General features: G+C 48.5%; 23 protein-coding genes and 1 tRNA gene. 12 read left to right on the plus strand and 12 right to left on the minus strand.

Features of this window, described 5'->3' with window-relative positions; translation table 11 throughout:
* Positions 1-56: 56 nt before the first annotated feature.
* Genes NDK19_RS01840 through lpxB form a run of 3 tightly spaced genes read left to right on the plus strand, consistent with a single transcriptional unit; the run spans position 57 to position 2930 of the window.
* Complete coding sequence (locus NDK19_RS01840; protein ID WP_250630124.1) at positions 57-635, plus strand: acyl-CoA thioesterase; 579 nt, start codon at positions 57-59, stop codon at positions 633-635.
* A 37-nt stretch (positions 636-672) separates the two neighbouring features.
* Positions 673-1827: a hypothetical protein gene (locus tag NDK19_RS01845; RefSeq protein ID WP_250630125.1), complete on the plus strand. Its 1155-nt coding sequence runs from the start codon at positions 673-675 to the stop codon at positions 1825-1827.
* Positions 1824-2930 carry a lipid-A-disaccharide synthase gene (gene lpxB, locus NDK19_RS01850; protein ID WP_250630126.1) on the plus strand — a complete coding sequence of 369 codons (1107 nt, stop codon included), beginning with the start codon at positions 1824-1826 and terminating at the stop codon, positions 2928-2930. The genes NDK19_RS01845 and lpxB overlap by 4 nt, the downstream gene beginning before the upstream one ends.
* On the opposite strand, the gene NDK19_RS01855 is transcribed toward lpxB, so the two are convergent.
* On the minus strand, positions 2826-4037 hold the full coding sequence (locus NDK19_RS01855) for a hypothetical protein (protein WP_250630127.1): 1212 nt from the start codon (positions 4035-4037) through the stop codon (positions 2826-2828). The two genes, lpxB and NDK19_RS01855, sit on opposite strands and share 105 nt — an antisense overlap.
* Here NDK19_RS01855 and NDK19_RS01860 point away from each other — a divergent pair.
* Entirely contained in the window at positions 4036-4722 is a 687-nt protein-coding gene (locus NDK19_RS01860; protein WP_250630128.1) for a hypothetical protein, read from the plus strand. The two genes, NDK19_RS01855 and NDK19_RS01860, sit on opposite strands and share 2 nt — an antisense overlap.
* A gap of 209 nt (positions 4723-4931) precedes the next feature.
* Here NDK19_RS01860 and NDK19_RS01865 read toward each other — a convergent pair whose 3' ends face one another.
* The 3 genes from NDK19_RS01865 to NDK19_RS01875 all read right to left on the minus strand — a co-directional run bounded on the left by NDK19_RS01865 (position 4932) and on the right by NDK19_RS01875 (position 9187).
* On the minus strand, positions 4932-7424 hold the full coding sequence (locus NDK19_RS01865; protein WP_250630129.1) for a M14 family metallopeptidase: 2493 nt from the start codon (positions 7422-7424) through the stop codon (positions 4932-4934).
* Positions 7425-7729: 305 nt separating this feature from the next.
* A tRNA-His gene (locus NDK19_RS01870) sits at positions 7730-7805 on the minus strand.
* A 38-nt stretch (positions 7806-7843) separates the two neighbouring features.
* Positions 7844-9187 (minus strand): dihydroorotase, encoded by a 1344-nt coding sequence (locus tag NDK19_RS01875; RefSeq protein WP_250630130.1) that lies wholly within the window; start codon positions 9185-9187, stop codon positions 7844-7846.
* Positions 9188-9333: 146 nt separating this feature from the next.
* Here NDK19_RS01875 and NDK19_RS01880 point away from each other — a divergent pair, with 146 nt between their 5' ends.
* Positions 9334-10347, plus strand: coding sequence for a bifunctional phosphoglucose/phosphomannose isomerase (locus tag NDK19_RS01880; RefSeq protein ID WP_250630131.1), 1014 nt, complete (start codon positions 9334-9336; stop codon positions 10345-10347).
* A complete protein-coding gene (locus NDK19_RS01885) occupies positions 10344-11249 on the plus strand; it encodes a class I SAM-dependent methyltransferase (RefSeq protein WP_250630132.1) in 906 nt (301 codons plus the stop codon). The genes NDK19_RS01880 and NDK19_RS01885 overlap by 4 nt, the downstream gene beginning before the upstream one ends.
* A gap of 46 nt (positions 11250-11295) precedes the next feature.
* On the opposite strand, the gene NDK19_RS01890 is transcribed toward NDK19_RS01885, so the two are convergent.
* Together NDK19_RS01890 and NDK19_RS01895 are read right to left on the minus strand one after the other, a co-directional pair.
* Positions 11296-11661, minus strand: a complete 366-nt coding sequence (locus NDK19_RS01890; protein WP_250630133.1) for a hypothetical protein — start codon at positions 11659-11661, stop codon at positions 11296-11298.
* Positions 11662-11756: 95 nt separating this feature from the next.
* Positions 11757-12050 (minus strand): hypothetical protein, encoded by a 294-nt coding sequence (locus NDK19_RS01895; protein ID WP_250630134.1) that lies wholly within the window; start codon positions 12048-12050, stop codon positions 11757-11759.
* Positions 12051-12284: 234 nt separating this feature from the next.
* Here NDK19_RS01895 and NDK19_RS01900 point away from each other — a divergent pair, with 234 nt between their 5' ends.
* Both NDK19_RS01900 and tsaB read left to right on the plus strand, forming a co-directional pair.
* The gene (locus NDK19_RS01900; protein ID WP_250630135.1) at positions 12285-14207 is read left to right on the plus strand and encodes a S9 family peptidase; all 1923 of its coding nucleotides are present in this window, start codon (positions 12285-12287) and stop codon (positions 14205-14207) included.
* A 38-nt stretch (positions 14208-14245) separates the two neighbouring features.
* Positions 14246-14935 (plus strand): tRNA (adenosine(37)-N6)-threonylcarbamoyltransferase complex dimerization subunit type 1 TsaB, encoded by a 690-nt coding sequence (gene tsaB / locus NDK19_RS01905; RefSeq protein ID WP_250630136.1) that lies wholly within the window; start codon positions 14246-14248, stop codon positions 14933-14935.
* A 3-nt stretch (positions 14936-14938) separates the two neighbouring features.
* Here tsaB and NDK19_RS01910 read toward each other — a convergent pair whose 3' ends face one another.
* Positions 14939-16201: a sensor histidine kinase gene (locus NDK19_RS01910; protein WP_250630137.1), complete on the minus strand. Its 1263-nt coding sequence runs from the start codon at positions 16199-16201 to the stop codon at positions 14939-14941.
* 128 nt (positions 16202-16329) lie between these two features.
* Between NDK19_RS01910 and NDK19_RS01915 the strand changes: the two genes are divergently transcribed.
* The gene (locus NDK19_RS01915) at positions 16330-16944 is read left to right on the plus strand and encodes a response regulator (protein ID WP_250630138.1); all 615 of its coding nucleotides are present in this window, start codon (positions 16330-16332) and stop codon (positions 16942-16944) included.
* A gap of 210 nt (positions 16945-17154) precedes the next feature.
* Here NDK19_RS01915 and NDK19_RS16940 read toward each other — a convergent pair whose 3' ends face one another.
* Genes NDK19_RS16940 through NDK19_RS01935 form a run of 5 tightly spaced genes read right to left on the minus strand, consistent with a single transcriptional unit; the run spans position 17155 to position 21265 of the window.
* Positions 17155-18042 (minus strand): HRDC domain-containing protein, encoded by an 888-nt coding sequence (locus NDK19_RS16940; protein WP_317207143.1) that lies wholly within the window; start codon positions 18040-18042, stop codon positions 17155-17157.
* 6 nt (positions 18043-18048) lie between these two features.
* Positions 18049-19305, minus strand: coding sequence for a RecQ family ATP-dependent DNA helicase (locus NDK19_RS16945; RefSeq protein WP_317207144.1), 1257 nt, complete (start codon positions 19303-19305; stop codon positions 18049-18051).
* Positions 19306-19350: 45 nt separating this feature from the next.
* Positions 19351-19728, minus strand: coding sequence for a type II toxin-antitoxin system VapC family toxin (locus NDK19_RS01925; protein ID WP_250630139.1), 378 nt, complete (start codon positions 19726-19728; stop codon positions 19351-19353).
* On the minus strand, positions 19725-19979 hold the full coding sequence (locus NDK19_RS01930; RefSeq protein ID WP_250630140.1) for a DUF2281 domain-containing protein: 255 nt from the start codon (positions 19977-19979) through the stop codon (positions 19725-19727). Before NDK19_RS01930 ends, NDK19_RS01925 begins: the two co-directional genes overlap by 4 nt.
* A 59-nt stretch (positions 19980-20038) precedes the next feature.
* Positions 20039-21265: a proline dehydrogenase family protein gene (locus tag NDK19_RS01935; protein WP_250630141.1), complete on the minus strand. Its 1227-nt coding sequence runs from the start codon at positions 21263-21265 to the stop codon at positions 20039-20041.
* Between the two features lie 77 nt (positions 21266-21342).
* Here NDK19_RS01935 and NDK19_RS01940 point away from each other — a divergent pair, with 77 nt between their 5' ends.
* The 3 genes from NDK19_RS01940 to NDK19_RS01950 are packed head-to-tail and all read left to right on the plus strand — an operon-like array spanning position 21343 to position 23916.
* The gene (locus tag NDK19_RS01940) at positions 21343-22374 is read left to right on the plus strand and encodes a dipeptide epimerase (protein ID WP_250630142.1); all 1032 of its coding nucleotides are present in this window, start codon (positions 21343-21345) and stop codon (positions 22372-22374) included.
* A gap of 51 nt (positions 22375-22425) precedes the next feature.
* Positions 22426-23166, plus strand: coding sequence for an NfeD family protein (locus NDK19_RS01945; RefSeq protein ID WP_250630143.1), 741 nt, complete (start codon positions 22426-22428; stop codon positions 23164-23166).
* 18 nt (positions 23167-23184) lie between these two features.
* A complete protein-coding gene (locus NDK19_RS01950; protein ID WP_250630144.1) occupies positions 23185-23916 on the plus strand; it encodes a tetratricopeptide repeat protein in 732 nt (243 codons plus the stop codon).
* Positions 23917-23923: the final 7 nt, after the last annotated feature.

The following is a 23923-nucleotide window of genomic DNA, read 5'->3' on the forward strand; positions in this document are numbered from 1 at the left end:
TGCACTAAAATTAGCACAAAAGTTTATTTTTGTATGCTACACACTTGCGAAGACCTATGCAATCTTTTTTACAAAAAAGCCGTCCGGTAAGCTATTCGCGCACAACCATCACCGAACTGATGATGCCGCACCATGCCAACTTTGAAGGGCGTGTACATGCCGGTGCCTTGTTGAGCCTGATGGACCAAGTAGCGTTTACGTGTGCCAGCCGCCATGCAGGGAACTACTGTGTAACGGCTTCGGTAGAGGAGGTTGAGTTTATGTTTCCCGTACAAGTAGGGCAGTTGGTCATTGTCAAGGCTTCCGTGAACTATGTAGGGCAAAGCTCCTTGATTGTAGGTGTGCGCGTGGACTCTCAGGATATCCGCAGCGGCGAAATGAGGCATACAAATACAAGCTATTTCCATATGGTGGCTAAAGATGAGCACGGCAAAGTAACTTCTGTACCGCCGCTGTTGCTGGAAGACCCCGAAGATGTGCGTCGTTTTTTTGAAGGCCTGATGCGCAAAGATGCCCGCACTGCCATGCGTACCAAAATCAAAAAAGAGATTGAAAGCTATAACTTTGACAGTGCATTAGACCGTCTGCGTCGCGAACGCTGTGAAATCGGTTTTGATATCAATGCCATAGAATAAATGCTAACTTTTTGCGGCTTGCCGCGTTTTATCAGGCATGGAGCGGTTTTCAAAAACCAAAGAAATTGTTTCCTTTCAACATAAACCCGAAATATGGCAGCATTTCGGCAGTGAAACCATCATAGGGGTGCTTTCTACCTGTGTAGCTGTTTATTCGGCAAGTGTTTATTCACGAGTAGGATTTTTCTTAGGAGCTACGGGGGCTTTCTTCTCTTTTCGCCACTTGTATTTGGATTGGCAAAAAAAATTCATCAATAGCCTGACCCTGACACCCCGCAAATTGATTTTTTCTTTGGGTACGGCAAAACAGCAGCGAACCGTAGCCCTCACTGAAATAGCTCAAATGGAAGTGCGTTATGTACATCCGCGCAAGGAAGCTATCATAGCCAATGCCGGGCATCATGAGTTTGAGCGCATATTGCAACTCATGGAAGGTGAGACAAAAATCAGTGCCGACTGCCTTTTACAACTGCATAACGGCGAAAAAATCACGCTGCGTGCTGCTTATTTCCCCGAAAAAAGTTTCTTTGACTTTATCAGCTATCTGAACAAATTTTTAACAAATCGCCTACAAAACAAAGGCGCATCGGGTTTGCAGGCAGATGCAGTATCGCCTGAAATTCAGGAAATTATGGATGAAAATCAGGCTTATTTGCAGGCTGATACGGAGTTGAAGGCGCAGTTGGAACAAACCCGTCGGGCAGCCTACGAGATGCTCTACGTGCCCCGCGACGAATTTGACCGCCTGCGCATGGTAGGCAAAACCGTTATTGCGCAGTTTACGGGGGCTGACAAAAAAAACGTCTATTTTTTCAAAGACGACTACAAAAAAGACCTTGACCCCGACGAGATAGAAGCAGGCGAAAACCTGATTCAGTCTGCCAACGAAAATCTGGCATTGGTCAATGCACGGATTGAGTCCTATCAAAAAGTAGCGCAAGAACTGCAACGATTGGCGGAAAAGGAACTCAAACGGCAGCAACTCAACCAACTTGCCGATAACCTCAAAGAGTTACAGGAACAAAATACTGCCCGCAGCATTGAACAGCAAAGCCTTTCGGAAATCTGTTTACCCGATGCCGACAAATCGCTGCTCAACGAGCTGGCACAAATCAATGAGCAAATCGCCGGCGCCGATACGCTGGAAAAAACGCTCTTTTTGAAAGAACACATTGCCCTTTTTAAGAAGTGAAGTACTACCTGATAGCGGGCGAAAAATCAGGCGACCTGCATGGCGGCAACCTGATTCGCGCCCTGAAAAAATACGACCCCGAAGCAACTTTTCGCGCATGGGGCGGCGATGAAATGCAACAAGCCGGTGCCGAATTGGTGCGCCACATCAAAGAAACCGCCTTTATGGGTATTGGCGAAGTGGCTGCCAACCTGCGAAAAATTACCCGCCTGATGGCTATTTGCCGCCAAGACATGCAACAACACCAACCCGAAGTAGTTATTCTGATTGACTATGCAGGCTTTAACCTGCGCATGGCTGCTTTTGCCAAAAAATTGGGCTGCAAGGTTTTCTACTACATTTCGCCCAAAGTTTGGGTGTGGAATAAAAAGCGCGTACAGCAAATCAAGGCAAATGTGGACAGAATGTTTGCCATTATGCCTTTTGAAAAGGCGTTTTACGCCAAAGAAGGCTACAACAAAGTAGATTATATCGGCAACCCGTTGTTTGATGCCGTGGTCAAGTTTCGCCCCGATGCAGCTTTTGAGGCGGTGATTCGCAAGGACAGCCGCCCGTTGGTAGCCCTTTTGCCTGGCAGCCGCGTGCAGGAAGTCAGGAAAATTCTGCCCGTGATGGTCAAAGTTGCCAAGCAGTTCCCCGATTATCAGTTCGCCGTAGCGGGAGTGCTGCACTTGCCCCCGCAATTGTATGCGCCCGCGTTGGAGGCAGGTATCCCCGTCTATCCCGAAAAGGCTTACGACCTGTTGCACCTTTCGCAAGCAGCACTGGTAGCTTCGGGCACTGCTACGCTGGAGACGGCACTTTTCCGCGTGCCGCAGGTGGTACTCTACCGCACGGGCTGGATTTCGGCACTGTTTTTCTGGTTTTTTATTCGCTTGCCTTTTGTTTCGTTGGTGAACCTGATAGCGGGCAAAGAAATTGTCAAAGAATTGCTGCAAACCGACTGCACCCCCCGCCGCGTAGCCGACGAACTGCAAAAAGTGCTGACTTACAAGCGATTATACACGCTGAAAGCCTACGATGAACTCATCGGGCAAATTGCCATGCCCAAAAGCGCATCGGAAGTGGCTGCCGAGTTGATGGTGCAGTATGCCAAAAGCTGATTTTTGCTTGGTTTGATGCCACATCAGCGTATTTTTAACGCCGCGTGCCGCGTGGTAGCTCATCAGCAGCACAAACAGCCCCGCGGCTAACTTTTTTGCCTTGATTGCCTGCAAAGCCCTGATTATCAGCAGCAGAAAAAACGGAAACAAGGGCAGAAAATAGCGGTCGTTTTCGGTGGGGATGTTCATGCGAAGTGCCCAAGTGCCCGCAAGATAGCATCCGAAGGTGAGCAATAGCACTGCGGCAATCGGTCGGGAAGCGGGAGGCTTGGTTGCAACAACCATTGCAGCAATAAACAAAGTCATAAAAACTGCTATGCGCACAAGCTCAGGCACTTGCAGCGGCAGCAGCCACGTACTCATGGCAGACAGGCTCAGCCGGAAACTTTCCGCAAAGTCAATCAGTGCGATATTTTGGCGGAAATCCTGCGCATCCGTAACCCATAGGAAATTGCGCAACTGCCAAGCGATGAATGAAACAGCAGCAAGCCCGCTTTCTAAGGCGATAGCCCCTATCACACGCCACCGTAAGCCCTTGATAAAAAATTGCGCAACAGCCCAAGCCATGATGAAGAAAATACCCGCATTGCGCTGTAAACACATCAAATTTGCCAAAATGATATACAAAATCAGTATAGAGGGCTTTTCTTTGCGCAGAAAGGCGGCAAAGGCAGCCGTCAGCAATGCCATAAAAACAATTTCCGACCACAGGTAAATGCTGCTTGCCAGCAAGGGCGCATAGAGCGCGTAGCTCAACAAAGCAGCATTCCGAATCAGTGGCGGAGTTTGTACCGGCAGCCAACGGGAGAAAAAATAAATGCTTGCCGGCAGCGCAACGCCGTGCAGCCATGCGGCAAAAGGCAGCACTTGCGGCGCACCCAAAGCCAGCAACCAAGGATAGAGCGGCGGCCAGTTGGCATATATATTCCCTTGATGATCAATGAGTTGTTTATGTTGCGCCCAATTTTCGGCAGCTGCGAGGTAGTAGTAGCTGTCTAAGGTTAGCCCCAAGTGCCCGCCCGATGCGACCCAATAGCAAGCCAAGCCCGAAATAAAGGCAAGCCATAAGCCCCAATCATTGCAGCAGGCTTTGTAAATTCGCCACATGCTGTCAGAAAATTATCACTTGTTTCTTGCCGCTGCCTACATGCGCGGATGGCTGCAAGATACGCAAACGGCGGTTGATGCGCCGATTCGCGGATTGGTACAAAAGCCTTTTGCCGAACTTTCCAAAGCAGAGCAGGAAACACTTTTGCAGGAAGGCATTCGGCGCGGGTTGCCGGAGTTGGCGCGTTTCCGAATAGTTGAACAGGCTGCCATTTTTCAAAAAATCCTGACCTTGCTCAACGGCATTCGCCCCGATAATATGCTGGAAGTAGGCTTTGATTACCTGCAATTTACGATTTGTTGGCTGCAACATTTCCGCTACCTTTCGGCAGCCATGACCGAAACCGACCCGCGCCATTTGGCAGTTGCCTATGCCCTGCAAAAAGGCGGCATGGGATTTCTGCAAATTCAGGAAACAGTTCCCGAAAATATTTTTGACACCCAACAACAGTTTGACGTATCGGTAGCGTTGGACTTGCACAGAAAAACAGAGGACATTGCCGCAGCATTCAATGCTATTTGCAAAGCAACCAAGCGGTTTGCCATTTTCACGTTTCCCCTCTATTCGCTTCGCAGGGAGCTGCCTTCAGAAGCAACCGTCCGCGAGTGGCTGGCAGCCGCCGACATGCCCTATGTAAAAATAGAGGAGGCAGATAATCGCTTATTGGTGGTGGCAAGGAAGTAACGATTTTCGGAAGGCAAGGTGCTGATTTCGGAATAGAGCACGGATAGCCAATTATGCAAAAGCACAAGAGATTTGCGAAAAATGCTTTGTTTAAATTGCTGAAATACAGGCATTTAAACCTGAAAGATATTCAAAATCTGTCAGGTCTATGTATAAAAAAGCCACCCCGATAAACGGGATGGCTCATGCTTTGGCAGCTAACAATCATTTTATTGCCCCACAAAGAATATGGCATTGCTGAACAGCAAGTAACCATTTTGCCAAGAGTGGCGATAAATCGGGCTGTCGGCGAGGTAAATCAGCGCACCGCCGCCAATGTTTTCTACACCAAATACAAGGCTGTTTTTCAGTTTTTCTTTGGCTTTGCTGCCTACAAATCCATCTACATAAGCGTCTGATTTTAGCACACCTACGTTCCAGCCTCCGTTGAGGTATTCATAGAAATTATTGATGTGTTTCAGGGTATGGTAGTTTTCCTGATAGCCAAAGGCCAGCGGATGAGTAACGTCCATATTGGCACGGAAAATACTTCCCTCTACGCCATTGGTAAGAGAGTTGCGCTCGCGCTCACCGTATTTTTTCAACATTTCTTCGGGCTTGGGTTTTTCGTCTTTGCCCTTGTCGTCTTTTTTGGTTTTCAGCAAGAAGCCCTCTTTATCGGCAAAAACATTCATGGCGTTTTCCATGGCAATCAGTCGGCCGCCGTTGCGCATCCATGACTTAACTGCATTGATATCCAAGCTGTTATAGCTGCCTGCGGGTAAAATCACCACGTCGTATTTGTTCCAATCAATGCGGTTAAGCATCGAGCTGTTGATAACCGTTACAGGATATTCCAGCAAATAGTCAAAGTAGTTCCATGCTTCACCGAAAGAGGTAGGATACACCCCATCACCCGATATGAGCGCAATTCGCGGCGCTTTCATCAGTTGGAAACTGCTTGAACCAAGGTCAATACCTGTGGAAGAAAGACCCGAGGCAGTTCCTTGAACGGCAACTTCTACTGCATTGGCCACATCCGTTACTACTTTGTCAAAATTCTGGATGTGGGTATTGTCTGCTCGGCTAATCATTAGCGCACCGCGGTCGTAAGATATGCCGTTCATGGAAAACGGTTGTTCGGCAAAGCGTACGTTTATACCTGCCTTCATCAGCGCTGCCAGCAGGCGTGCATGACCGAAGTTTTTCCATGCCGACAGGTAGGCATAAGCCCCTCCCTGTACAGGTGTATTTTTGGTAAATGCAGGTGCGGTATAAGCCGTCTGCGCAATACGCTCGGCGGAAGCATACGCCTGCAAGCCCATTGCATACGGCAACGACCAAGCGGTTGCATCGTAAGTAACCGAATCGGCAAGCACGGTGCGCGGGTTGAACAGTACTTTTACCAATACCGATTTGGGCTGCACTGTACTGATAACCAAATCGTTGCGACTCAGTGTTACCGTTTCTTCTTTGCCTGTCTGGAAATTGAATGCTTTTACGGGAGCGGCCGTACCGGCAAGGCCATAGCGAATTTGGTTGCGGTCTAAGTAATCGGTCAGCATTTTTACTTTGTAAGCATCATTGCCAGCGGGAATAATGAACGATTTGTAAGTGCCTCCCGGGTTGGTGCGTGCCTGTTCAAAATAGTTTTTGAACTCTTGCATCATGCGGCTTTTTTGCTGTGCCGCCGCTTCAATGGTGGCAATACCCGAAGTGTGCTGATGGTCAATGCGTTTGCGGAGGGTAAGCGTATCGCCGTTGTTCAGCAAAATGCCCAAACCTGCACGTCCGGAGCCGCCCTGCTCGTAGGTCATGCCGATAGCGCCGTTGTAGGTAGGCCATGTATCGCCATAGCTGGGGTAAAGCAAGTCAAAAGTTTCGCGGGTGAAATACAGCCACTTGTTTCGGTCAAAATAGCGGGCAGCGTTTTTGCCAACCACTACCTGAAACTCGCGCTGCCAGTTGGTAATTTCTTTGTGATAAGGCTCGGCAGCCGGTGCGAAATAATAAGGTTGTTCAGGCCCCATTTCGTGGAAATCGCCGTGTACTTGCGGCATCCATTGTTGATAGAAAGCCAGACGCTGGCGCGTTTCCTGCTGGCTTTGCCATGCCCAATCGCGGTTCAGGTCAAATATGTAATGGTTATATCTGCCGCCCGGCCATGGCTCGTAATGTTCGCGGGCATCAGGCTGTACGTTATGAGTTGCCCCCTTCATTTGTATATACCAGTTCACATAGCGCGAGTGGCCGTCGGGGTTAGCGCAGGGGTCTAAAATCACTACCGCATCGTTAAGCCATTCGCTGCGCTGTGTCAGCAGTTCGTGCAGCGTGAGCATAACGGCTTCTGTGGAAACTGCCTCATTGCCGTGCACATTGTAGCTCATCCACACAATAACGGGAGCGTTTATATTCCCCTGTCCTTCCAGCAAGCCGGTCAGTTGCAGGTTGTTGCGGCGAATTTCCTCTAAACGCGACATATTGGCTGCCGAGCTGACAATAGCGGCAATCAATGGGCGGCCTTCATAACTGGTGCCGTATTCCACCAACTTTACCTGATTGCTTGCCTGCGCTGCCACATGGCGGAAATAATCTACCACGCGATGGTGCGGAGTAAACTTGTCGCCTATGCGGTAGCCCAAAAAGGCATCCGGCGACTGCAACTGTGCCACGGCGGCGAAACTTACCACCACGCACAGCAACGTGATAAAAAAGTGTTTCATGAGTATTCGAATGGTTTGGGTACAATGCTAACCAATTTTTAAAAGATGATGAACCTTCGCAACAATGATTGTGCGGATTGTTGCAGAAAAATTATGAAACGAGGCGGGCAGATTATCTCCGTTCTACAATTTTCCACGATGTAAGCAGGTGAGCAGATTAACGCGTTCTTTTTTACTGCGGAGTGCGCAAAGGTTTTAACCACAGTGTAAACAAAGAAAAGATACTTAGCCTGCTTGCGTAAAACTTAGCAAACTTTATAAATAAAAAAGCCGCTCCACAAATTGGAACGGCTGATATTTTTGAGGGGAGAAAGATGGGATTCGAACCCACGACCTCCAGAGCCACAATCTGGCGCTCTAACCAACTGAGCTACGATCTCCGTTTAGGACTGCAAATTTAGCGCAATGCGTTTGTAAAATCAAATACTACGCGCAAACAAAATTCTTTTACCTGTTTTGCTGTCGTTAATAACGCCGTTGGCAAAAGCCAAATGCCCCGAAACGATGGTATGCGTAACGGTTGAGCCGAAAGTATGCCCTTCCAAAGGCGACCAGCCGCATTTGTAGAGAATATTTTCCTTGCTCACCGTGTAAGGGCGGTTCAAATCCACCAGCACCAAATCGGCCCAATAGCCTTCGCGAATGAAGCCGCGCTCTTCTATCTGAAAGCACACGGCGGGCGCATGACTCATTTTTTCTACCATGCGCTCCAAAGAAAGTTTGCCTTGTGCGACAAAATCAAGCATCATTTGCAGGCTGTGCTGCACTAACGGCAAGCCCGAAGGTGCTTTCCAATAGTTCTGCATTTTTTCCTCCCACGTGTGCGGCGCGTGGTCGGTTGCGATGATGTCTATGCGGTCGTCCAGCACGGCTTGCAGGATAACAGGCTTGTGGCGGGCATCTTTAATGGCAGGGTTGCACTTGATTTGCGCACCCAGCGTATCGTATTGCGAAGCATCAAACCACAAATGGTGTACGCAGGCTTCGGCAGTGATGCGCTTTTGCGCCAATGGCAGGCTGTTGTCAAACAGCTCCGTTTCTTCGGCGGTAGAAATGTGCAGGATGTGCAGGCGCGTATTGTGCTTTTTCGCCAACTCAATTGCCATAGAAGACGACTTGTAGCAGGCTTCCACATTGCGGATTTCGGGATGGCAGTGCATCGGCACATCGTCGCCGTACTTTTCGCGGTAGATGGCAGATTGTGCGCGAATGGTTGCCTCGTCTTCGCAGTGCGTGGCAATCAGCATGGGGCATTGGCTGAAAATGGTTTCCAGCGTTTGCGGATTATCTACCAGCATATTGCCCGTTGACGAACCCATGAAAATCTTCACGCCGCATACATCGCGCGGGTTGGTGCGCAGCACTTCCTCAATATTATCGTTGGAAGCGCCCATGAAAAACGAATAGTTGGCAGGCGAAGTACGGGCTGCAATGGCATATTTTTCTGCCAGCAGTTCCTGCGTGAGTGCATTGGGAACGGTGTTGGGCATTTCCATGAAGGTTGTGGTGCCACCCGCAACGGCAGCGCGGGATTCTGTACCGATGGTTGCCTTGTGTGTCAGCCCGGGTTCGCGAAAGTGCACTTGGTCGTCAATTACACCGGGAAGCAGGTGCTTGCCCGTTGCGTCAATGACATGCGCGGCTTTCAGGTATGCCAAATCGCCGCCGATGCGCTCAATGCGCCCGTTGTTAATGAAAATATCCATTTCGGCGGTTTTGCCTTCATTGACCACCTGCGCGTTCAGAATCAGGATAGATGACATGATTTTGGTTGTATGATGTGGGTTGCCGTGAAAATCAGATGCAAATGATTGGGTACCGTAGAGACAGGGCGCGCCCTGTCCCTGCAATTTCGTCAATCGCTGCTAATTTGCAGACAAAGTAACTACTTTTGCGTGAAACTGGTACTATGAGCGAACTCATCCGCACACTGATTGAAGGCTATCCTGCACAAGTTGTGCAGGCAATTGCATTGGGCAAATCGCAGCAACTCACTGCGCCCGCCAACGAAATCCGCCAAGTAGTCATCGCAGGGCTGGGCGGCTCGGGCATCGGCGGCAGCATCGTTAAAACGCTGACCGCGCAGATGCTGCCTGCACCGCTGGAAATTCTGAAAAGTTATGATTTGCCCGCTTGGGTAGGCAAACATACGCTGCTGTTGGCTTCGTCGCATTCGGGCAATACCGAAGAAACGCTGACGGTTGTACAACAGGCGGCGCAAAAAGGTACTAAAATAGTTGCCATCACTACGGGCGGACAATTGGCAGACTTGGCAAAATCCAACGGCTGGGACTTGGTGCTCATGCCCTTTGAAAAGCCTTGCCCGCGGCAGTTTTTGGCTTATTCGCTCATTCAGCAATTGTATGTGCTTATCAATCTGGGGCTGGTGCCTGCCTCGCTGGCTGCCGATATAGACGAAGGTGCGGCATTGGTACAGGCTTCGCAAAGTACCGTTCAGGAAAGTGCTCGCGAAATTGCTGCCAAATGTGTCAATCGCTTGCCGTTTATTTATGCCGACGAACGGCTCGGTGCGCTTGCGCTGCGTTTTCAGCAACAAATCAACGAGAACGCCAAGCAAATGGCGCATGTGAACGTTTTCCCCGAAATGAACCACAACGAATTGGTCGGCTGGCGACTGCCTGCCCTGCACTTGCAGCAATCGGTCGTAATTTTGTTGCGCTCTGCTCACAACCACCCGCGGGTGGATATTCGTTTGGCGGTTTGTGAGCCGATATTCCGCAAGCTCACTGCCGATGTGATGCATTTGCAACTGCAAGGCAATTCTTTGGCGGCGCAAACGCTGCACTTCATCCACCTGACCGATTGGGTGTCGTATTTCCTTGCCGAAATCAACGGCGTAGATGCCTACGAAATTGACGTTATTAATCACTTGAAAAACGAACTCGCCAAAGTAGCTTCATGACAGACCGCATCCGACAGGTGATTGAACAGGTAGAAAAAAATCCTGTCAATGCTTTTCCCTCGCCTTTGCTGACGGGTTATTCAGGCAAACGCATGATTGCCGCTTTGCAGGGTTTTACCGCGCTTCTGGAAGGCAAAGACGATGTTTGCTATTTGGAAATCGGTGTTTTTCAAGGGCTTACGCTGCTTTCGGTAGCCGGTGCAAATCCGAAAGTGCCTTGCTTCGGCATTGATAACTTTCAGGCGCACGACCCCGAAAAGAAAAACATGAACATTTTGCTGGAACGCCGCCAAAAGTTAGGACTGGACAATGCGCACCTGATTAACATGGATTATGAAGATGCGCTGGAAAACCTGCCGAAATATACGCAGGGGCGCAAAATCGGCGTGTTCTTCATTGACGGGCCGCACGACTACCGCAGCCAACTCATGTGCCTGCAATTAGCCATGCCCCACCTGACCGATGATGCCGTTATCATCGTAGATGACAGCAACTACCTGCACGTGCGGCAAGCCAACCGCGATTTTCTGGTAACGCACCCCGAATACAAGCTGATTTTTGAATCGTACACGCCCTGCCACCCAACCAACATGAAGGCGGCACAGGAAGCCGAAGCCCGCGAAGGCTGGTGGGACGGGGTGAACATCATCGTGCGCGACAAGGCAAACGCACTGCCTGCACAATACCCGCCAACCCGCCGCAACCGCGTGCTGTTTGAAAACGACCACCTGACCCATGCCTCGCGCATCGGTGAATTGGCGCCGCGTGCACTGACGGTGCTCAATCTGCTGTTCACGGGCAGATTCCTGCGCGCTGCCAAAAACTTGCAAGCAGCTTACAGAGAATATAAAAACCTGCGATTCAAAGGGCAGTTTGATGATGCCAATACGTTTACGCAGTAGCCATGCGATTCATCGGATTTTTACAATTGGGGATATAGCCTTACAATCACATCACTAATCCAACCAACCAATCTATCAGCGAAATGAGCGCCCAAAGCGCAACTATTACGCCTGCAAAAGCTATGGGATAGACCGCAGCGATAAATGCGCCTCTGTATTGCGCCTTGTTGAAGCGCGACCAAGTGGCAAACAATGACCAAATAATGAGTGAAGGGAAGCCGATTCCTGCAACAATGACAACAATGGTCTCTATCCAGTTGCCTTCCAGAAAATATGTTTTGAGGGGTTTAACCAAGGCTGCAAGCGTTCCGGCAATGATGACAAAGGGCAACAAAAGCCCCATCAGGATGTTGATAACAATCAGTGCCGGCTTGATTTCAGGATTGAAAAAAGGATGGTCGTAGCGGTTCATGGTGCTAAGAAAGCAAAAAAATACCAATTCCCCGCAGCGGGTTGGTAACGGCTTGAAGGGATAGAAAAAGCGCCGTTACCGAAGGGGATTAAAAATCATAAACTCTTGCTAATCAGTTGTTTATTTGTCAGTGCTTCCTGCAATTGATTCAGTTTGCGCTGTACTTTTTTGTTGGCGCGAATGTAGTTTCCTTTTACTTGCTCTTCGTACACCACTTCGTTCTGCGCGTTGTAGATGCGGATGATAGAAAGATTAGGGTTTTGCTCGTTGGTTTCTACAACCCATGCGCCTTTGGCTGATTTGCTTTGAGGTTCGTCGGTGGCCATAGCCGCGCTGCTGAACAATACCATTGCTCCGGCAGCAATCATCAATTTTGCTTTTTTCATCATGTGTAAGAACTTGTTTTAGTGATTTATTAACGCAAATTTAACACAAAATTAATATTGCGCAAATAGCAAATCAAAAAAAGTTTTAGTGAGCGTGCCTGTTTGGGTTGCTCAAACATTTTACCTGCGTTCAAAGTTTGTAGATATACCTTTGAAACACTATCTTTTCAGCGACTATCAACCGCACCGTTTTTTAACCGGCTTTTTCGCATTATCTATTAACCTGCACGGAACTTCATGCAGCACCATTTACGACTTATTTTTTTGATAAGTATTACTGCCTGTTTATGGGCTTGTACCAACAAAGAAGGCTCATCTGAAAATATCAAATCGGTACCGACTTATACTGTAGAGCAGTTTCTGAATACCCGCAAAATATTCGGCAGCGCGTTTTCGCCCAACGAATTGAAGGTGATGTATTCCAGCAACGAAACAGGTATTTTCAATGCTTTTGAAATAGACACGGAAGGTATCGGGCAACCTAAGCAGCTTACCTTTTCCAAAGAAAATGCCATTTATGCGATATCTTATTTCCCTGAGGATGAGCGCATTCTGTTCAAAAGTGACCGCGGAGGAAATGAGATTACCAACTTGTTTGTCAAAGAAAAAAACGGCACACTGCGCAACATTACGCCCGACTCTACCGCAAAATCGGAGTTTCTGGCATGGGCTGCCGACCGCAAAAGTTTCTTCTATATTTCTAACCGCCGCGACAAAAAGTTATTTGACCTGTACGAAATGGACATTAACGGATTCAACGCCCAAATGATTTATCAAAATGAGGGCGAAATGACTCCCGTATGCGTATCGGACGACAAACGCTATGTGGCGCTGCAAAAAACCATTTCGCGCCGCCGTACAGAAATGTATGTGTACGACACTCAACTGCGTAAAACACTGCCTGTCAATCCATTAGAAGGCGATGTGGTGCAAAATCCGCTTAATTTTAAGCCGCGGTCTTATTTGCTCAATTTTGTAACCGACAAAGACGCCGAGTTTTTATATGTGAAAAGCTATGACTTGGCCACAGGAAAAACGGAAGAAATTGCCCGTGCCGATTGGGACGTTTATAAGATGTATTACTCCCGCACCGGAAAGTACAGGGTGGAATATATCAATCGCGATGCCCGAGTAGAAATTAAGGTTTATGAAACAGCCACCAACCGCCCGGTAAACTTACCCACACTACCCGAAGGCGAGATATCGTCGGTGAATATTTCGGACAGCGAGCAACTGATGGCATTCTATGTGAACAGCTCTAAATCGCCGAACGATTTGTATGTCTATAACTTTTCTACGGGCAAATACAGAAAACTGACCAATGCGCTCAGCCGCGAAATTAACCCGAATGATTTGGTGGCAGGGCGGGTTATTCGTTACCGCTCTTACGACAGCATGGAAATTCCCTCCATTCTGTACACGCCTCACATAGCAACACAGACAACGGCCAAACTGCCTGCCGTGCTTTGGATTCACGGCGGCCCGGGCGGTCAATCACGCCTGAACTATACGCCGCTGATTCAATACATGGTAAACAGAGGCTACGTCGTGCTGGCAGTAAATCATCGCGGCAGTTTGGGATACGGTAAAACTTTTTTTGCCGCCGATGACCGCAAACACGGCGACGTGGATTTGAAAGACTGTATTGCAGCCAAAGGGTATTTGCACAGTCTGGGGTATGTGGACACCGCCCGTGTGGCTATTGCCGGCGGCAGCTACGGCGGCTATATGGCCTTGGCAGCCTTGGCATTCAGCCCCCAATCTTTTGCTTTGGGGGTAGATATTTTCGGCGTATCCAACTGGTTGCGCACGCTAAACAGCATTCCGCCTTGGTGGGAGTCCGCACGCAAAGAACTCTACAATGAAATTGGCGACCCCAAAGCCGATTCTGTCATGCTTTATAGCAAGTCGCCGCTGTTTCATGCAAAAAACATCAGCCGTCCGCTGCTGGTGATTCAGGGTGCTAACGACCCGCGCGTTCTGAAAATAGAATCTGACCAGATTGTAGAGGCGGTGCGAAAAAACAATGTACCGCTTGAATACGTCCTGCTGCCCGACGAGGGGCACGGCTTCAGCAAACGCGAAAATGAACAATTGGTCTATGAAAAAATTGTTCAGTTTATGGACAAGTACCTCAAAAATGAGCCACCTGTGCAATAGTTTTGCATCACTATAGGCTTAAACCTCCTCCGTTACTTTTGGATACATCAACCAATAGCATATTACTCAGCATAGAAACTTCGGGTGCAACCTGTTCGGTGGCACTACATGGCAACGGGCAACCGATTGCCTACGCAGAGTTGCATCAGGAAAAGTCTCACTCGGGCAGGCTGACCCTGATGATTGCTGAGTTGCTCCGACACTGCGACCTGACCATGCAATCGCTGACGGCAGTGGCTGTTTCGGAGGGGCCGGGGTCTTACACAGGCTTACGGATTGGTATTTCCACTGCCAAAGGTATTTGCTTTGCGTTGGGTATTCCCCTGCTGGCCGTTGATACTTTGCAGGCCATGAGCCATGGTATAGTATCGCAAAGTATTGTATCGGATAACATATTACTTTGCCCATGCATAGATGCCCGCCGCATGGAAATTTACCGTTCGGTTTGGGATGCCGAAGGTAACTGCCTGCTTGCCTCAGAACCCCATGTATTGCAGGCAGATTCGTTTGCAGCTTTTGGCAGCCGTCCCTTGTGGCTGTTTGGCAGCGGTGCAGAGAAAACTTTTGCAACAATTGAGCATCCTGATAAACACTTTTTGCCCAATATTCAGCCATCAGCGCGCTTTGTGGGAGAAGTTGCCCTGAAGATGCCTCGTGCCGTGGATATTGCCTATTTTGAACCGCAATACATCAAGCCTTTTTATACACCCCAGAAGCAAGTAAAATAATTTTTAAGGTATGGGCAGAGTAAAATAGAATCGGCTGCCCTCACCCAAACGGCTTTCTATTTGTAATTCGCTGCCCGCCCGCCGGATATAGTCGCGGCAAATGAGCAAGCCGATACCGCCTCCTTTATAAGAACCGTCGGAAAGTTGTCCTAATAATTCCTGAGACATGCCCCTACCGTTATCGCTTACTTCTACCAAGGCTCGGCCGTTTTGCGGTTGTACTCGCAGCATAACGCTGTTACCTTCGCTGCAATGAGCAACCGCATTTGTCAATAAATTGCGCAGAATCGTTTTGAGCATAAATTCATTGGCTACAACTTCGGAGGCATTGCACACAGTAATAAGGCTGATGCGCTTGGCATCTATGGAAGGTTGCAAAGACAATACTACTTCGCCGATTAGCTCCTTGATTGCAACCCGTACAGCAGTGTTTTCCTGCATCCTAATTTCGGCAGCAGACCATTGCAGCAAATCTTCCAGCAGTTCAATGCTTTGCTGCACAGCCTCCCCAACCTGTCTGCTCATCTCCGGATAATTGCCGGATGCTCGATAGCTGATATAATTGCGCAGCCCGTACAGTGCATTGCGCATGTCATGCGACATAACCGCTATCACACGCTTATTCAATTGGTTCATTTGCAGCAGCTTTCGTTCGGAATCTTCCAGCTGCGCATGTTGTTGTTCAATTTCTTCTTTTTGTTCAAGAATAATGGCAGTGTAGCGTTCGTTTTCTTTAACAAAGCGGATGGTAAAAAAAACAATAAAGGCAAAAACCAATGCGGTATCCATCAGCGGCGCGGTATGCCATATCCGCTCACGGATGGCCATCCATTCGGGCGGATATTGCGGAAATCGCTCCAACAACAAAATTCCCATGAAAAATAACGTGATAATAAACAATGTATAAAGCCAGCGAACGTTAGGTTTTTCGTAGAGGAAATATACCAGCAATAAAGCTACATACAGCAACAACAGCGCGTTAGATGATTTATGCAGAATAATTGAGGCTGTGAAGAATATAAGCGCAGAACTGATAATCAGCAGCGCACGTGCAACGGAGTGTTTACCGTAATAATTAAGAGCAATCACTACAAAGCCGGTAAGAAATACGATAAAGTGTACAATAATACCGTTAAGAGGTACTTTTTGATGAAAGTAAAGCACCAGTATGTAAATAAATGCTACCGCACTTAACACACCGGCAAATATATTGCTGAGGCGGATGCGCCACTGAAAAGATGGTGAAGTATGAACAGCCGATTGCATAATAATTGTCGAAAAATTAGCGATTTATAAATCCTTTTTAAAAAAAGTGGGTATTGCATGATAGTATGTACACGCTATTACTTTGTATATGAACGCCACGCAGGGTGATTTATTGAGTGTAATTTTTTATGAAGATACTGATAGCAGAAGACCTGGCATTAAATGCGGACACATTGGAGCTGGCTCTCCGACAGGCAATCCCTACTTGTGAAGAAATTCGGAAAGTAGGGAACGGGGAACAAGTGCTGCAAATGTGGGCAGAGTGGCAACCGAACCTGATAATCATTGATTTGGTATTGCCTGTGATAGACGGTGCAGAAGTCATCCGTCGGATACGAAACAAGGACAGTAAAGTATTGCTGCTTGCTACTTCCATGTACAAAGACCGACGCATGATTAAGCAAGCACTGGATGCGGGGGCAAACGGATTTTTCTTCAAAGGCTCTAACTTTGATAAACTGATTCATGCCGTGCAGTCGGTTTTGGCCGGTAAGCCATACATAGACGATAGCATCATTGAGTTGCTCTTAACCAGCCAGCGCAACGACAGCACTCAACTAACCCCGCAGGAACTACGCGTTTTGAATTTGCTCGCTGCAGGTAAGAGCTCTGAACAGATTGCAGACTTGTTAAATATTTCTGTCGCAACGGTCAAATTTCACCGAAGCAACTTATTAAGTAAATCAGGCAAGAAAAATGTAGCAGAATTAGTCCATTGGGCAACCACTCAGCAACTGATTTAGTAACGAATTTACCTATCCAAAAGGATAGTTTTTTGAAGCTATTCTTTCGGATATTGCGGCCTGCACTATTAGTAGGTAGCTTTGTTCAGAATTTTGGCGCTTCACGCGCTCGTGTTGAAGCAAGTAGGTAGTTATAATTATTGATAAAGGCAGATGTAGTTTGTTACATCTGCTTTTTTATTGCCGGTGCAAAAAACGGTGTTCCACAACTCATTGTTTAGACCACATGGCCAGCGCCAAGCGAATTTGGTGGTAGCCGTATTGCCCTTCCAAGTGTTCAAAGAGCGGTTTGAGCGCATCGCCACGCTTCATGCCCAATTGCTCGGCTGCCTGCATGATTACCCCGGCGTCTTTGGCACTGATATAGGGGCTCAAATCGTTGATTTTCCCGTCTTCGTAGAACTTGGCAATGTGCGAATAAACAGTAACGGCACTCAAACCGCGCAGTTCGGCGATTTTTTCTACGCTGTGCCCGCGTTGCAACAACTCCCACGTTTGCTCGTAGGTAGAAACCTGTGGAATTTTTACCTTTTTCGGGGCGGGGACATCGGCAATGGTCAGCCCTTTTTCGCGGATGAAGGCTGCTATTTCCGCCAGAAACTCATCGCCGTACTGCTCGCATTTTTTGCGGCTCACCCCTGAAATGTCTGCCAATGATTCTTCGCTTTGCGGCATTTGGCGTGCTATTTCGGTGAGTGTGGCATCGGTAAAAACCACATAAGCGGGCAAGTTCTGCTCATCGGCAATGGCTTTGCGCAACTTGCGCAGGCGTTCAAACAGCTCATCGGTAAGCGAATCTTGTTGCGGTATTGCTTTCTCGGTGGCCTGTGCCTGCTTTTGTAGCGGTGAAATGAAATTGACCAACTGCACTTTTCTTTCACCGCGCAGCACTTCCCAACTCTGTGGCGTAAGTTTGAGTGCATGGGCTTGGTCATAGGCTATCTCCATCAGCCCCAGATTGAGCATTTGCGTAAGATAGTCCAGCCATTCCTCGGCTCGGCGGTCTTTGCCTGCCCCAAAAGTTTTGATGAGGTGATATTCTTTTTCGGTAACGGCGCGGTTCATGGAGCCTCGCAGAATATCAATCAGCAGCCCCATTGCTACCTACTCTCGCGTGCGGGCAATGGCAGAAAGGGCTTTTTGCGCCAAAACAGTGCCGTCAAACTTGCTGCGCGGGTTGTGGCAAACGTCGCAATTACCGCAGTCTTTTTCGGGCACTTCGTTGAAGTAGCTGAGCAAAATGCGGCGGCGGCAAATATCGGCTTCAGCATATTGCTTCATGCGCAACAGCTTGGCGTTCAGCAACTCGCGGCGCTCTTCGGGCAGGTCGTCATTCATCTGCCGCTGCGTTTCGTAGTCGTTGAAGCTGTAAAACAGCACGGTATCGGACTTTTGCCCGTCGCGCCCTGCCCGCCCGATTTCCTGATAATAGCTTTCCACGTTTTTGGGCAGATTGTAATGAATCACCCAACGCACGTTGGATTTGTCTATGCCCATACCAAAAGCAATGGTGGCAACGATAATCTGCAATTCATCTTTGATGAACGCCTCCTGCGTTTGTCGGCGGTAGTCGGCATCCATGCCTGCGTGGTAGTGTGCCGCCTTGTAGCCTGCTTTGTTGAGTTGCTCGGCTACCGATTCGGTGCCTTTGCGGCTCAGACAGTAAATAATGCCTGCTTGCCCTGCCCGTCGTTTCAGGAAAGCACGGATTTGCTCCATCCGCTTCAGACCGGGCAATACGGTCAGGCTGAGGTTCGGGCGGTCAAACGAAGCAATAAAAACTTCTGCCTCGGGGATACCCAATTGCTGCAAAATATCGCGGCGCGTTACCTTGTCGGCCGTAGCGGTGAGTGCCAACATCGGCACGTGAGGAAACTGCTCGCGCAGGATGTGCAACTGTTTGTATTCGGGGCGGAAATCGTGCCCCCAAAACGACACGCAGTGCGATTCGTCAATGGCAAACAGGTTGATTTTCAGCCGACGCAAAAAGCCAAGAAAACCTCCCGCAACCAATTTTTCAGGCGATACGTAGAGCAATTTCAATTCGCCGTTTTCGCATTGCTGTTCTACCTGTCTAATTTCACCAGCCGAAAGCGAACTGTTGATATAGGCTGCCGGAACGCCGTTGGCGCGCAGGTTTTGTACTTGGTCTTGCATCAGGGCAATCAACGGCGAAACAACTACGCAAAGCCCTTCGCGCACCAAGGCGGGCACTTGGTAGCAAACCGATTTGCCGCCGCCCGTCGGCATCAGTATCAGCGCATCGCGCCCCGAAAGCACCGTATCTATCACCTCCGCCTGCATCGGGCGAAAGCTGTCATAACCGAAATAGCGTTTGAGGATTTCTTCTTTACTTACCACAGAGAATCGGATGTGTTGGCTAAAATAGTGGACGCATGAGATTTTTTACAGTTTCCATATCCGCTCAACAGGATACGCATGGAAAGCACTGTCTATTGAAAGCAATGGCATCCGCTCAATCATAGCGGTTGCTATCAGGATTCTGTCAAACGGGTCTTTATGATATTGTGGCAAGTTGTTAAGATACCATATATGCTCTAACCTGATGTCTATGATATGAATTTCAGCGGGTATGTACGTATGAAGTGGCTTGGCTAAAAATAGCTTGCCACTATTCACTTTGAGAGCCATTTCCCAGACAGAAGCAACGCTTAGATAAACAGTTGTTGCACTGTCTTGTATGAGCAACCGATTTTGTTCACCCAGCAGGTCATTTCCTTCCATGTACCAGATGAATGCGTGTGTATCTAACAATAACCTCATTCTGTATAAGGTATAAACTCATCCAGAGGTTCGTTGAAATCGTCGCTCATGCTAATAAGCCCCTTAGCCGCACCAAATTGGAAAGGCATAGGCTTTTCTTTTTCATTATCAATGCTTTGCATGGCCTCTGGGTTACTGCTTTCATTCGATGTAACTAATCGGACATGCTTCACAAAAGAAATTTTCTTAAAAAATTCTTCTGCAAATGATATTTCATCATCAGCAATTTCTATTTCCAAGGTGTATTTCATCCGGAAATGTTAAAATAAGACAACCAAATATAGCCTAAAATCCGCAGCAATCCAACCCATTACCGCTTGCCTTTGCGGCGTTGTAGTTCGCGCTGAACAAGCAAGAACTCACGGCTGCTTTGCCCTGCTACCGACGTATTCTCCTGTGCGCGGCGGAACAAATAAGGCATTACTGCCTCCACGGGGCCATAGGGCAGATATTTTGCCACATTGTAACCTGCTTTTGCCAGATTGAACGAAATATTATCACTCATGCCGTAAAGTTGGGCAAAATACACATCGGGGTCGTTGGGCTTGATGTTGTATTTTTCCATGAGCGCTGTCAGGAAGTAGCAACTGTCTTCATTGTGCGTACCTGCACATAACGCAATGCGTTGTTTGTTGTCAATGCAGAATTTGAGTGCTTCGTTAAAGTCGCGGTCGCAGGCCTCTTTGTTGGGCTGAATGGGGTCAGGATAGCCCATTTGTGCGGCTCTGGCACGCTCTTTTTCCATGTAAGCGCCGCGTACCAATTTGGCACCGAGATAAAACCCCTGCCGCACAGCCAGTGCACGCGCCTGCCGCAATTTCTCCATGCGGTCGGTGGTGTACATCTGATAGGTATTGTAAACAATTGCCTGCTTGCGATTGTATTTTTCCATCATTTCATAGGCCAGCGCATCAATAGCATCCTGAATCCACGTTTCCTCACCGTCAATGAAAATGCGCACGTTGTTTTCCGCTGCCGTGCGGCAAATTTCATCTATGCGCTCACGCACGCGCTCAAAGGTTTTCAGTTCGGAGGGCAGCAACGGCAAACCTTCGCCTTTCATGCTTGCCGAAACTTTTTCCAACAAACGAAAAGGAGCAAGCCCTGTTACCTTAAATACGCAAAAAGGAATTTCTGTGCGGTGTTGGGCGGCGTAGTGAATGGTGGCTATGGTTTCCTGACGTGTTTTGTCAAAACCTGCTTCTGTTTTTTCTCCCTCTACCGAGTAGTCCAAAATAGCACCTACGCCAAATTTTGCCATTTGGCGAATAACCGCCTCGCAATCGTTGATGCTCTCACCGCCGCAAAACTGCTTGAACAGTGTTGCTTTGAGCAAGCCTTTAATGGGCAAACCCACTTTCAGCCCCCATTGCACGAGGCCTGTACCCATATTAACCAACCAATTGTAGTTGATAGACTTGAACAACAAATAGCTCTGATACAACTGCGCATCGGTTTTCATGGCAAAAGCCACGGCTGTATCTTCAAAAGAAACGGCTGTACCGAACTTATTGGCGGAAAAAGTTTGCGTGTGCATGGCCTCCATTATGTGTTTGGGTGTGCAATATTAGAACCAAAACCGTAATTTTAAGTTTAGGCTTTATCTTTTTCCTTATGCAAATTTTTCTGCGCCGCTACGTGCTGGAACTGCGCAACCGATTTACCATCGCTCATGACTCGCGAACCCATCAAAACACCATGATTCTCGCACTTTCCGACGGTGAAACCGTGGGTTACGGCGAGGCAACCGAAAACCCCTACTACGGCGTTACTTTTGAAAAATTGGAGCAGGCGCTTGCCTCTTTGCAGCCGTTGTTGAGCAGCTATCGGTTTTCCACTCCTCAACAATTGTGGGCAGATACCAACCCCTATTTACAGGATTTGCCCTTTGCACAGTGTGCGCTGGACGAAGCCGCATGGGACTACTACGGGCGAAAAACAGGCAAACCCGTGTACGAAATCTTAGGGTTGAACCCTGCCCATGCGCCCGTTAGCAACTATACCATCGGCATTGATACGGTTGAAATAATGGTCGCCAAAATGCAGGCGCAACCTTGGCCGATTTACAAAATCAAATTGGGCACGGCGCATGACTTAGAAATTGTTCGCGAACTGCGCCGCCACACCGACGCGCGTTTTCGGGTAGATGCCAACTGCGGCTGGACTGCCGAACAAACCATTCGCTACTCGGAAGCATTAGAAAAATTGGGGGTTGAATTTATTGAACAACCGCTCAAAGCCGACGATTGGGAAGGCATGAAAGAAGTTTTTGCGCATAGCCGCCTGCCCGTCATTGCCGACGAAAGTTGCATCACAGCGTCCGACGTGGCACGTTGCAAAGGCTACTTTCACGGCATCAACATCAAACTGACCAAGTGCGGCGGCCCGACTGCCGCCCTGCGGATGATTGCACAGGCGCGGGAGTGGCATATGAAGGTGATGATGGGCTGCATGACCGAATCCAGCGTCGGTATTTCTGCCATTGCACACCTTGCCCCGCTGCTGGACTATGTGGATATGGACGGTGCGCTGCTCATCAAAAACGATTTGGCCGAAGGTGCACAAGCAACTCCGCACGGCGTTGTTTTTGCCAATCGCAACGGCACGGGCGTGCAGATGCACGACGGTTTTCCGAACACGGACTAACGCATTCCGTCAATTTTGCGTATATTTAACCAAGGATTTTAACTCGTTTCAATGATGGCAAACAGCGGCTTATTATACGATATGGCTTTTTTCTTCACCCAGCCGTGGGTGAGCGCATTCCTGATTCTGACGCTGATGGCAGGTATGATTCTGGAACTTAAAACGCCCGGCACTATCATCCCCTTACTTACCGGACTGTTAGCTGCGGCGGCCTATTTCGGCTCTTACTACCTGATGGGGCTGACCGAGTGGTGGGAAATCCTGATTTTTGCCGTTGGCTTCCTGTTGATGGTTGCCGAAATTTTTGTTGTCCCCGGCTTCGGCGTGGCAGGCATCAGCGGCGTTATTTTGCTGGTGAGCGGCCTTGTGCTGGCTGCATTGCCCAACGAGGGCATGGATTTTGAACAAGTACATACTGCCGATGCCGTTACATCGTTAACTATGGTACTGGCAGGCGTATTGGGCGGCATCATTGCCTTGCTTTATGCGGCCAAAAACATCATCAATTCTCGCTTTTTCCGAAAAGCAGCACTCAATCAGGCACTGGATGCCAAAGACGGGTACTCTATGGGAGTAGCACTGCAAAGTTTGGTAGGCAAACCCGCGCTGGTGCGCACTGTGCTGCGCCCTTCGGGAAAGGTAGAAATTGACGGGAAATTGTATGAAGCCACTTCGTTTGATTCTTTTGTGGAAGCAGGCAAATGGGTATATGTAACCGATGTGGAAGGCAGTATGCTGCGCGTGCGTGCGGATGAGTCAGCGGCAACAGGCTCTGCCATTATGAAAGCATAAATCTGAAATCAATCATTCATGAAATCAATTTTTTCTATTGCAATTGCTCTGGGGGTATGGGCTGTAACGCTGCAAGTAAACGCCCAAACCAAACATTTGGAGAAGTTAGAAATCGGCAACGCATTGTTTCGCGAAGGCAGCTATCAGGAAGCCATTGATGCTTACACGGAAGCAATTGAGTTAGACAGCACACTTACACAGGCCTACAACAACCGCGGCAATGCGTACTTTCGGCTCAATCAGTTCATCAATGCCTTATCAGACTATGACAAGGTCGTTTCCCGCAGCCCCAAAGATGCCGACGCGTATCTGAACAGGGGGAACGTGTATGCCATCATCGGCGATAACTGGCGCGCCGTCCGCGATTACAACACGGCTATTAACCTGAATAACAAAAACGAAGAAGCCTATTACAATCGGGGGTTGACCTATTTTTCGTTAAAAAACTATATCAAAGCCAAAGAGGACATGATGCAATGCGTCAAGCTCAACCCCAAAAATGCAGAAGCACAGAATTATTTGGGCATTTGTCTGTATTTTGAAGGAAAAGCCACCGAGGCGCTCACACACATAGGCAAGGCCATTGAAATTGCTCCTCAATACGCCGAGGCATATTATCATCGTGCCACCGTATATTTCGGGGAAGAGATGTACGGGCAAGCACTGCAAGATATAGAAAAGGCCATCAAACTGGCACCCGATATTGCCGAATACAAGGCATTAAAAGTTGAAATTGAAAAAGTTAAGTAAACCGAAA

Source organism: Rhodoflexus caldus (genome assembly GCF_021206925.1).
GTDB lineage: Bacteria > Bacteroidota > Bacteroidia > Cytophagales > Thermoflexibacteraceae > Rhodoflexus > Rhodoflexus caldus.

What these genes read in the sequence shown, in the direction of transcription:
- NDK19_RS01940 (WP_250630142.1), top strand. Translation starts at nt 21,343, where the DNA reads ATGCAAATTTTTCTGCGCCGCTACGTGCTGGAACTGCGCAACCGATTT.
- NDK19_RS01875 (WP_250630130.1), bottom strand. Translation starts at nt 9,187, where the DNA reads ATGTCATCTATCCTGATTCTGAACGCGCAGGTGGTCAATGAAGGCAAA.
- NDK19_RS01945 (WP_250630143.1), top strand. Translation starts at nt 22,426, where the DNA reads ATGATGGCAAACAGCGGCTTATTATACGATATGGCTTTTTTCTTCACC.
- NDK19_RS01895 (WP_250630134.1), bottom strand. Translation starts at nt 12,050, where the DNA reads ATGATGAAAAAAGCAAAATTGATGATTGCTGCCGGAGCAATGGTATTG.
- NDK19_RS01900 (WP_250630135.1), top strand. Translation starts at nt 12,285, where the DNA reads ATGCAGCACCATTTACGACTTATTTTTTTGATAAGTATTACTGCCTGT.
- NDK19_RS01930 (WP_250630140.1), bottom strand. Translation starts at nt 19,979, where the DNA reads ATGAAATACACCTTGGAAATAGAAATTGCTGATGATGAAATATCATTT.
- NDK19_RS01950 (WP_250630144.1), top strand. Translation starts at nt 23,185, where the DNA reads ATGAAATCAATTTTTTCTATTGCAATTGCTCTGGGGGTATGGGCTGTA.
- NDK19_RS01910 (WP_250630137.1), bottom strand. Translation starts at nt 16,201, where the DNA reads ATGCAATCGGCTGTTCATACTTCACCATCTTTTCAGTGGCGCATCCGC.
- NDK19_RS01855 (WP_250630127.1), bottom strand. Translation starts at nt 4,037, where the DNA reads ATGTGGCGAATTTACAAAGCCTGCTGCAATGATTGGGGCTTATGGCTT.
- NDK19_RS01935 (WP_250630141.1), bottom strand. Translation starts at nt 21,265, where the DNA reads ATGCACACGCAAACTTTTTCCGCCAATAAGTTCGGTACAGCCGTTTCT.
- NDK19_RS01885 (WP_250630132.1), top strand. Translation starts at nt 10,344, where the DNA reads ATGACAGACCGCATCCGACAGGTGATTGAACAGGTAGAAAAAAATCCT.
- NDK19_RS01840 (WP_250630124.1), top strand. Translation starts at nt 57, where the DNA reads ATGCAATCTTTTTTACAAAAAAGCCGTCCGGTAAGCTATTCGCGCACA.
- NDK19_RS01880 (WP_250630131.1), top strand. Translation starts at nt 9,334, where the DNA reads ATGAGCGAACTCATCCGCACACTGATTGAAGGCTATCCTGCACAAGTT.
- NDK19_RS01865 (WP_250630129.1), bottom strand. Translation starts at nt 7,424, where the DNA reads ATGAAACACTTTTTTATCACGTTGCTGTGCGTGGTGGTAAGTTTCGCC.
- NDK19_RS01845 (WP_250630125.1), top strand. Translation starts at nt 673, where the DNA reads ATGGAGCGGTTTTCAAAAACCAAAGAAATTGTTTCCTTTCAACATAAA.
- NDK19_RS01925 (WP_250630139.1), bottom strand. Translation starts at nt 19,728, where the DNA reads ATGAGGTTATTGTTAGATACACACGCATTCATCTGGTACATGGAAGGA.
- NDK19_RS01915 (WP_250630138.1), top strand. Translation starts at nt 16,330, where the DNA reads ATGAAGATACTGATAGCAGAAGACCTGGCATTAAATGCGGACACATTG.
- NDK19_RS16940 (WP_317207143.1), bottom strand. Translation starts at nt 18,042, where the DNA reads ATGGGGCTGCTGATTGATATTCTGCGAGGCTCCATGAACCGCGCCGTT.
- NDK19_RS01890 (WP_250630133.1), bottom strand. Translation starts at nt 11,661, where the DNA reads ATGAACCGCTACGACCATCCTTTTTTCAATCCTGAAATCAAGCCGGCA.
- NDK19_RS01860 (WP_250630128.1), top strand. Translation starts at nt 4,036, where the DNA reads ATGCTGTCAGAAAATTATCACTTGTTTCTTGCCGCTGCCTACATGCGC.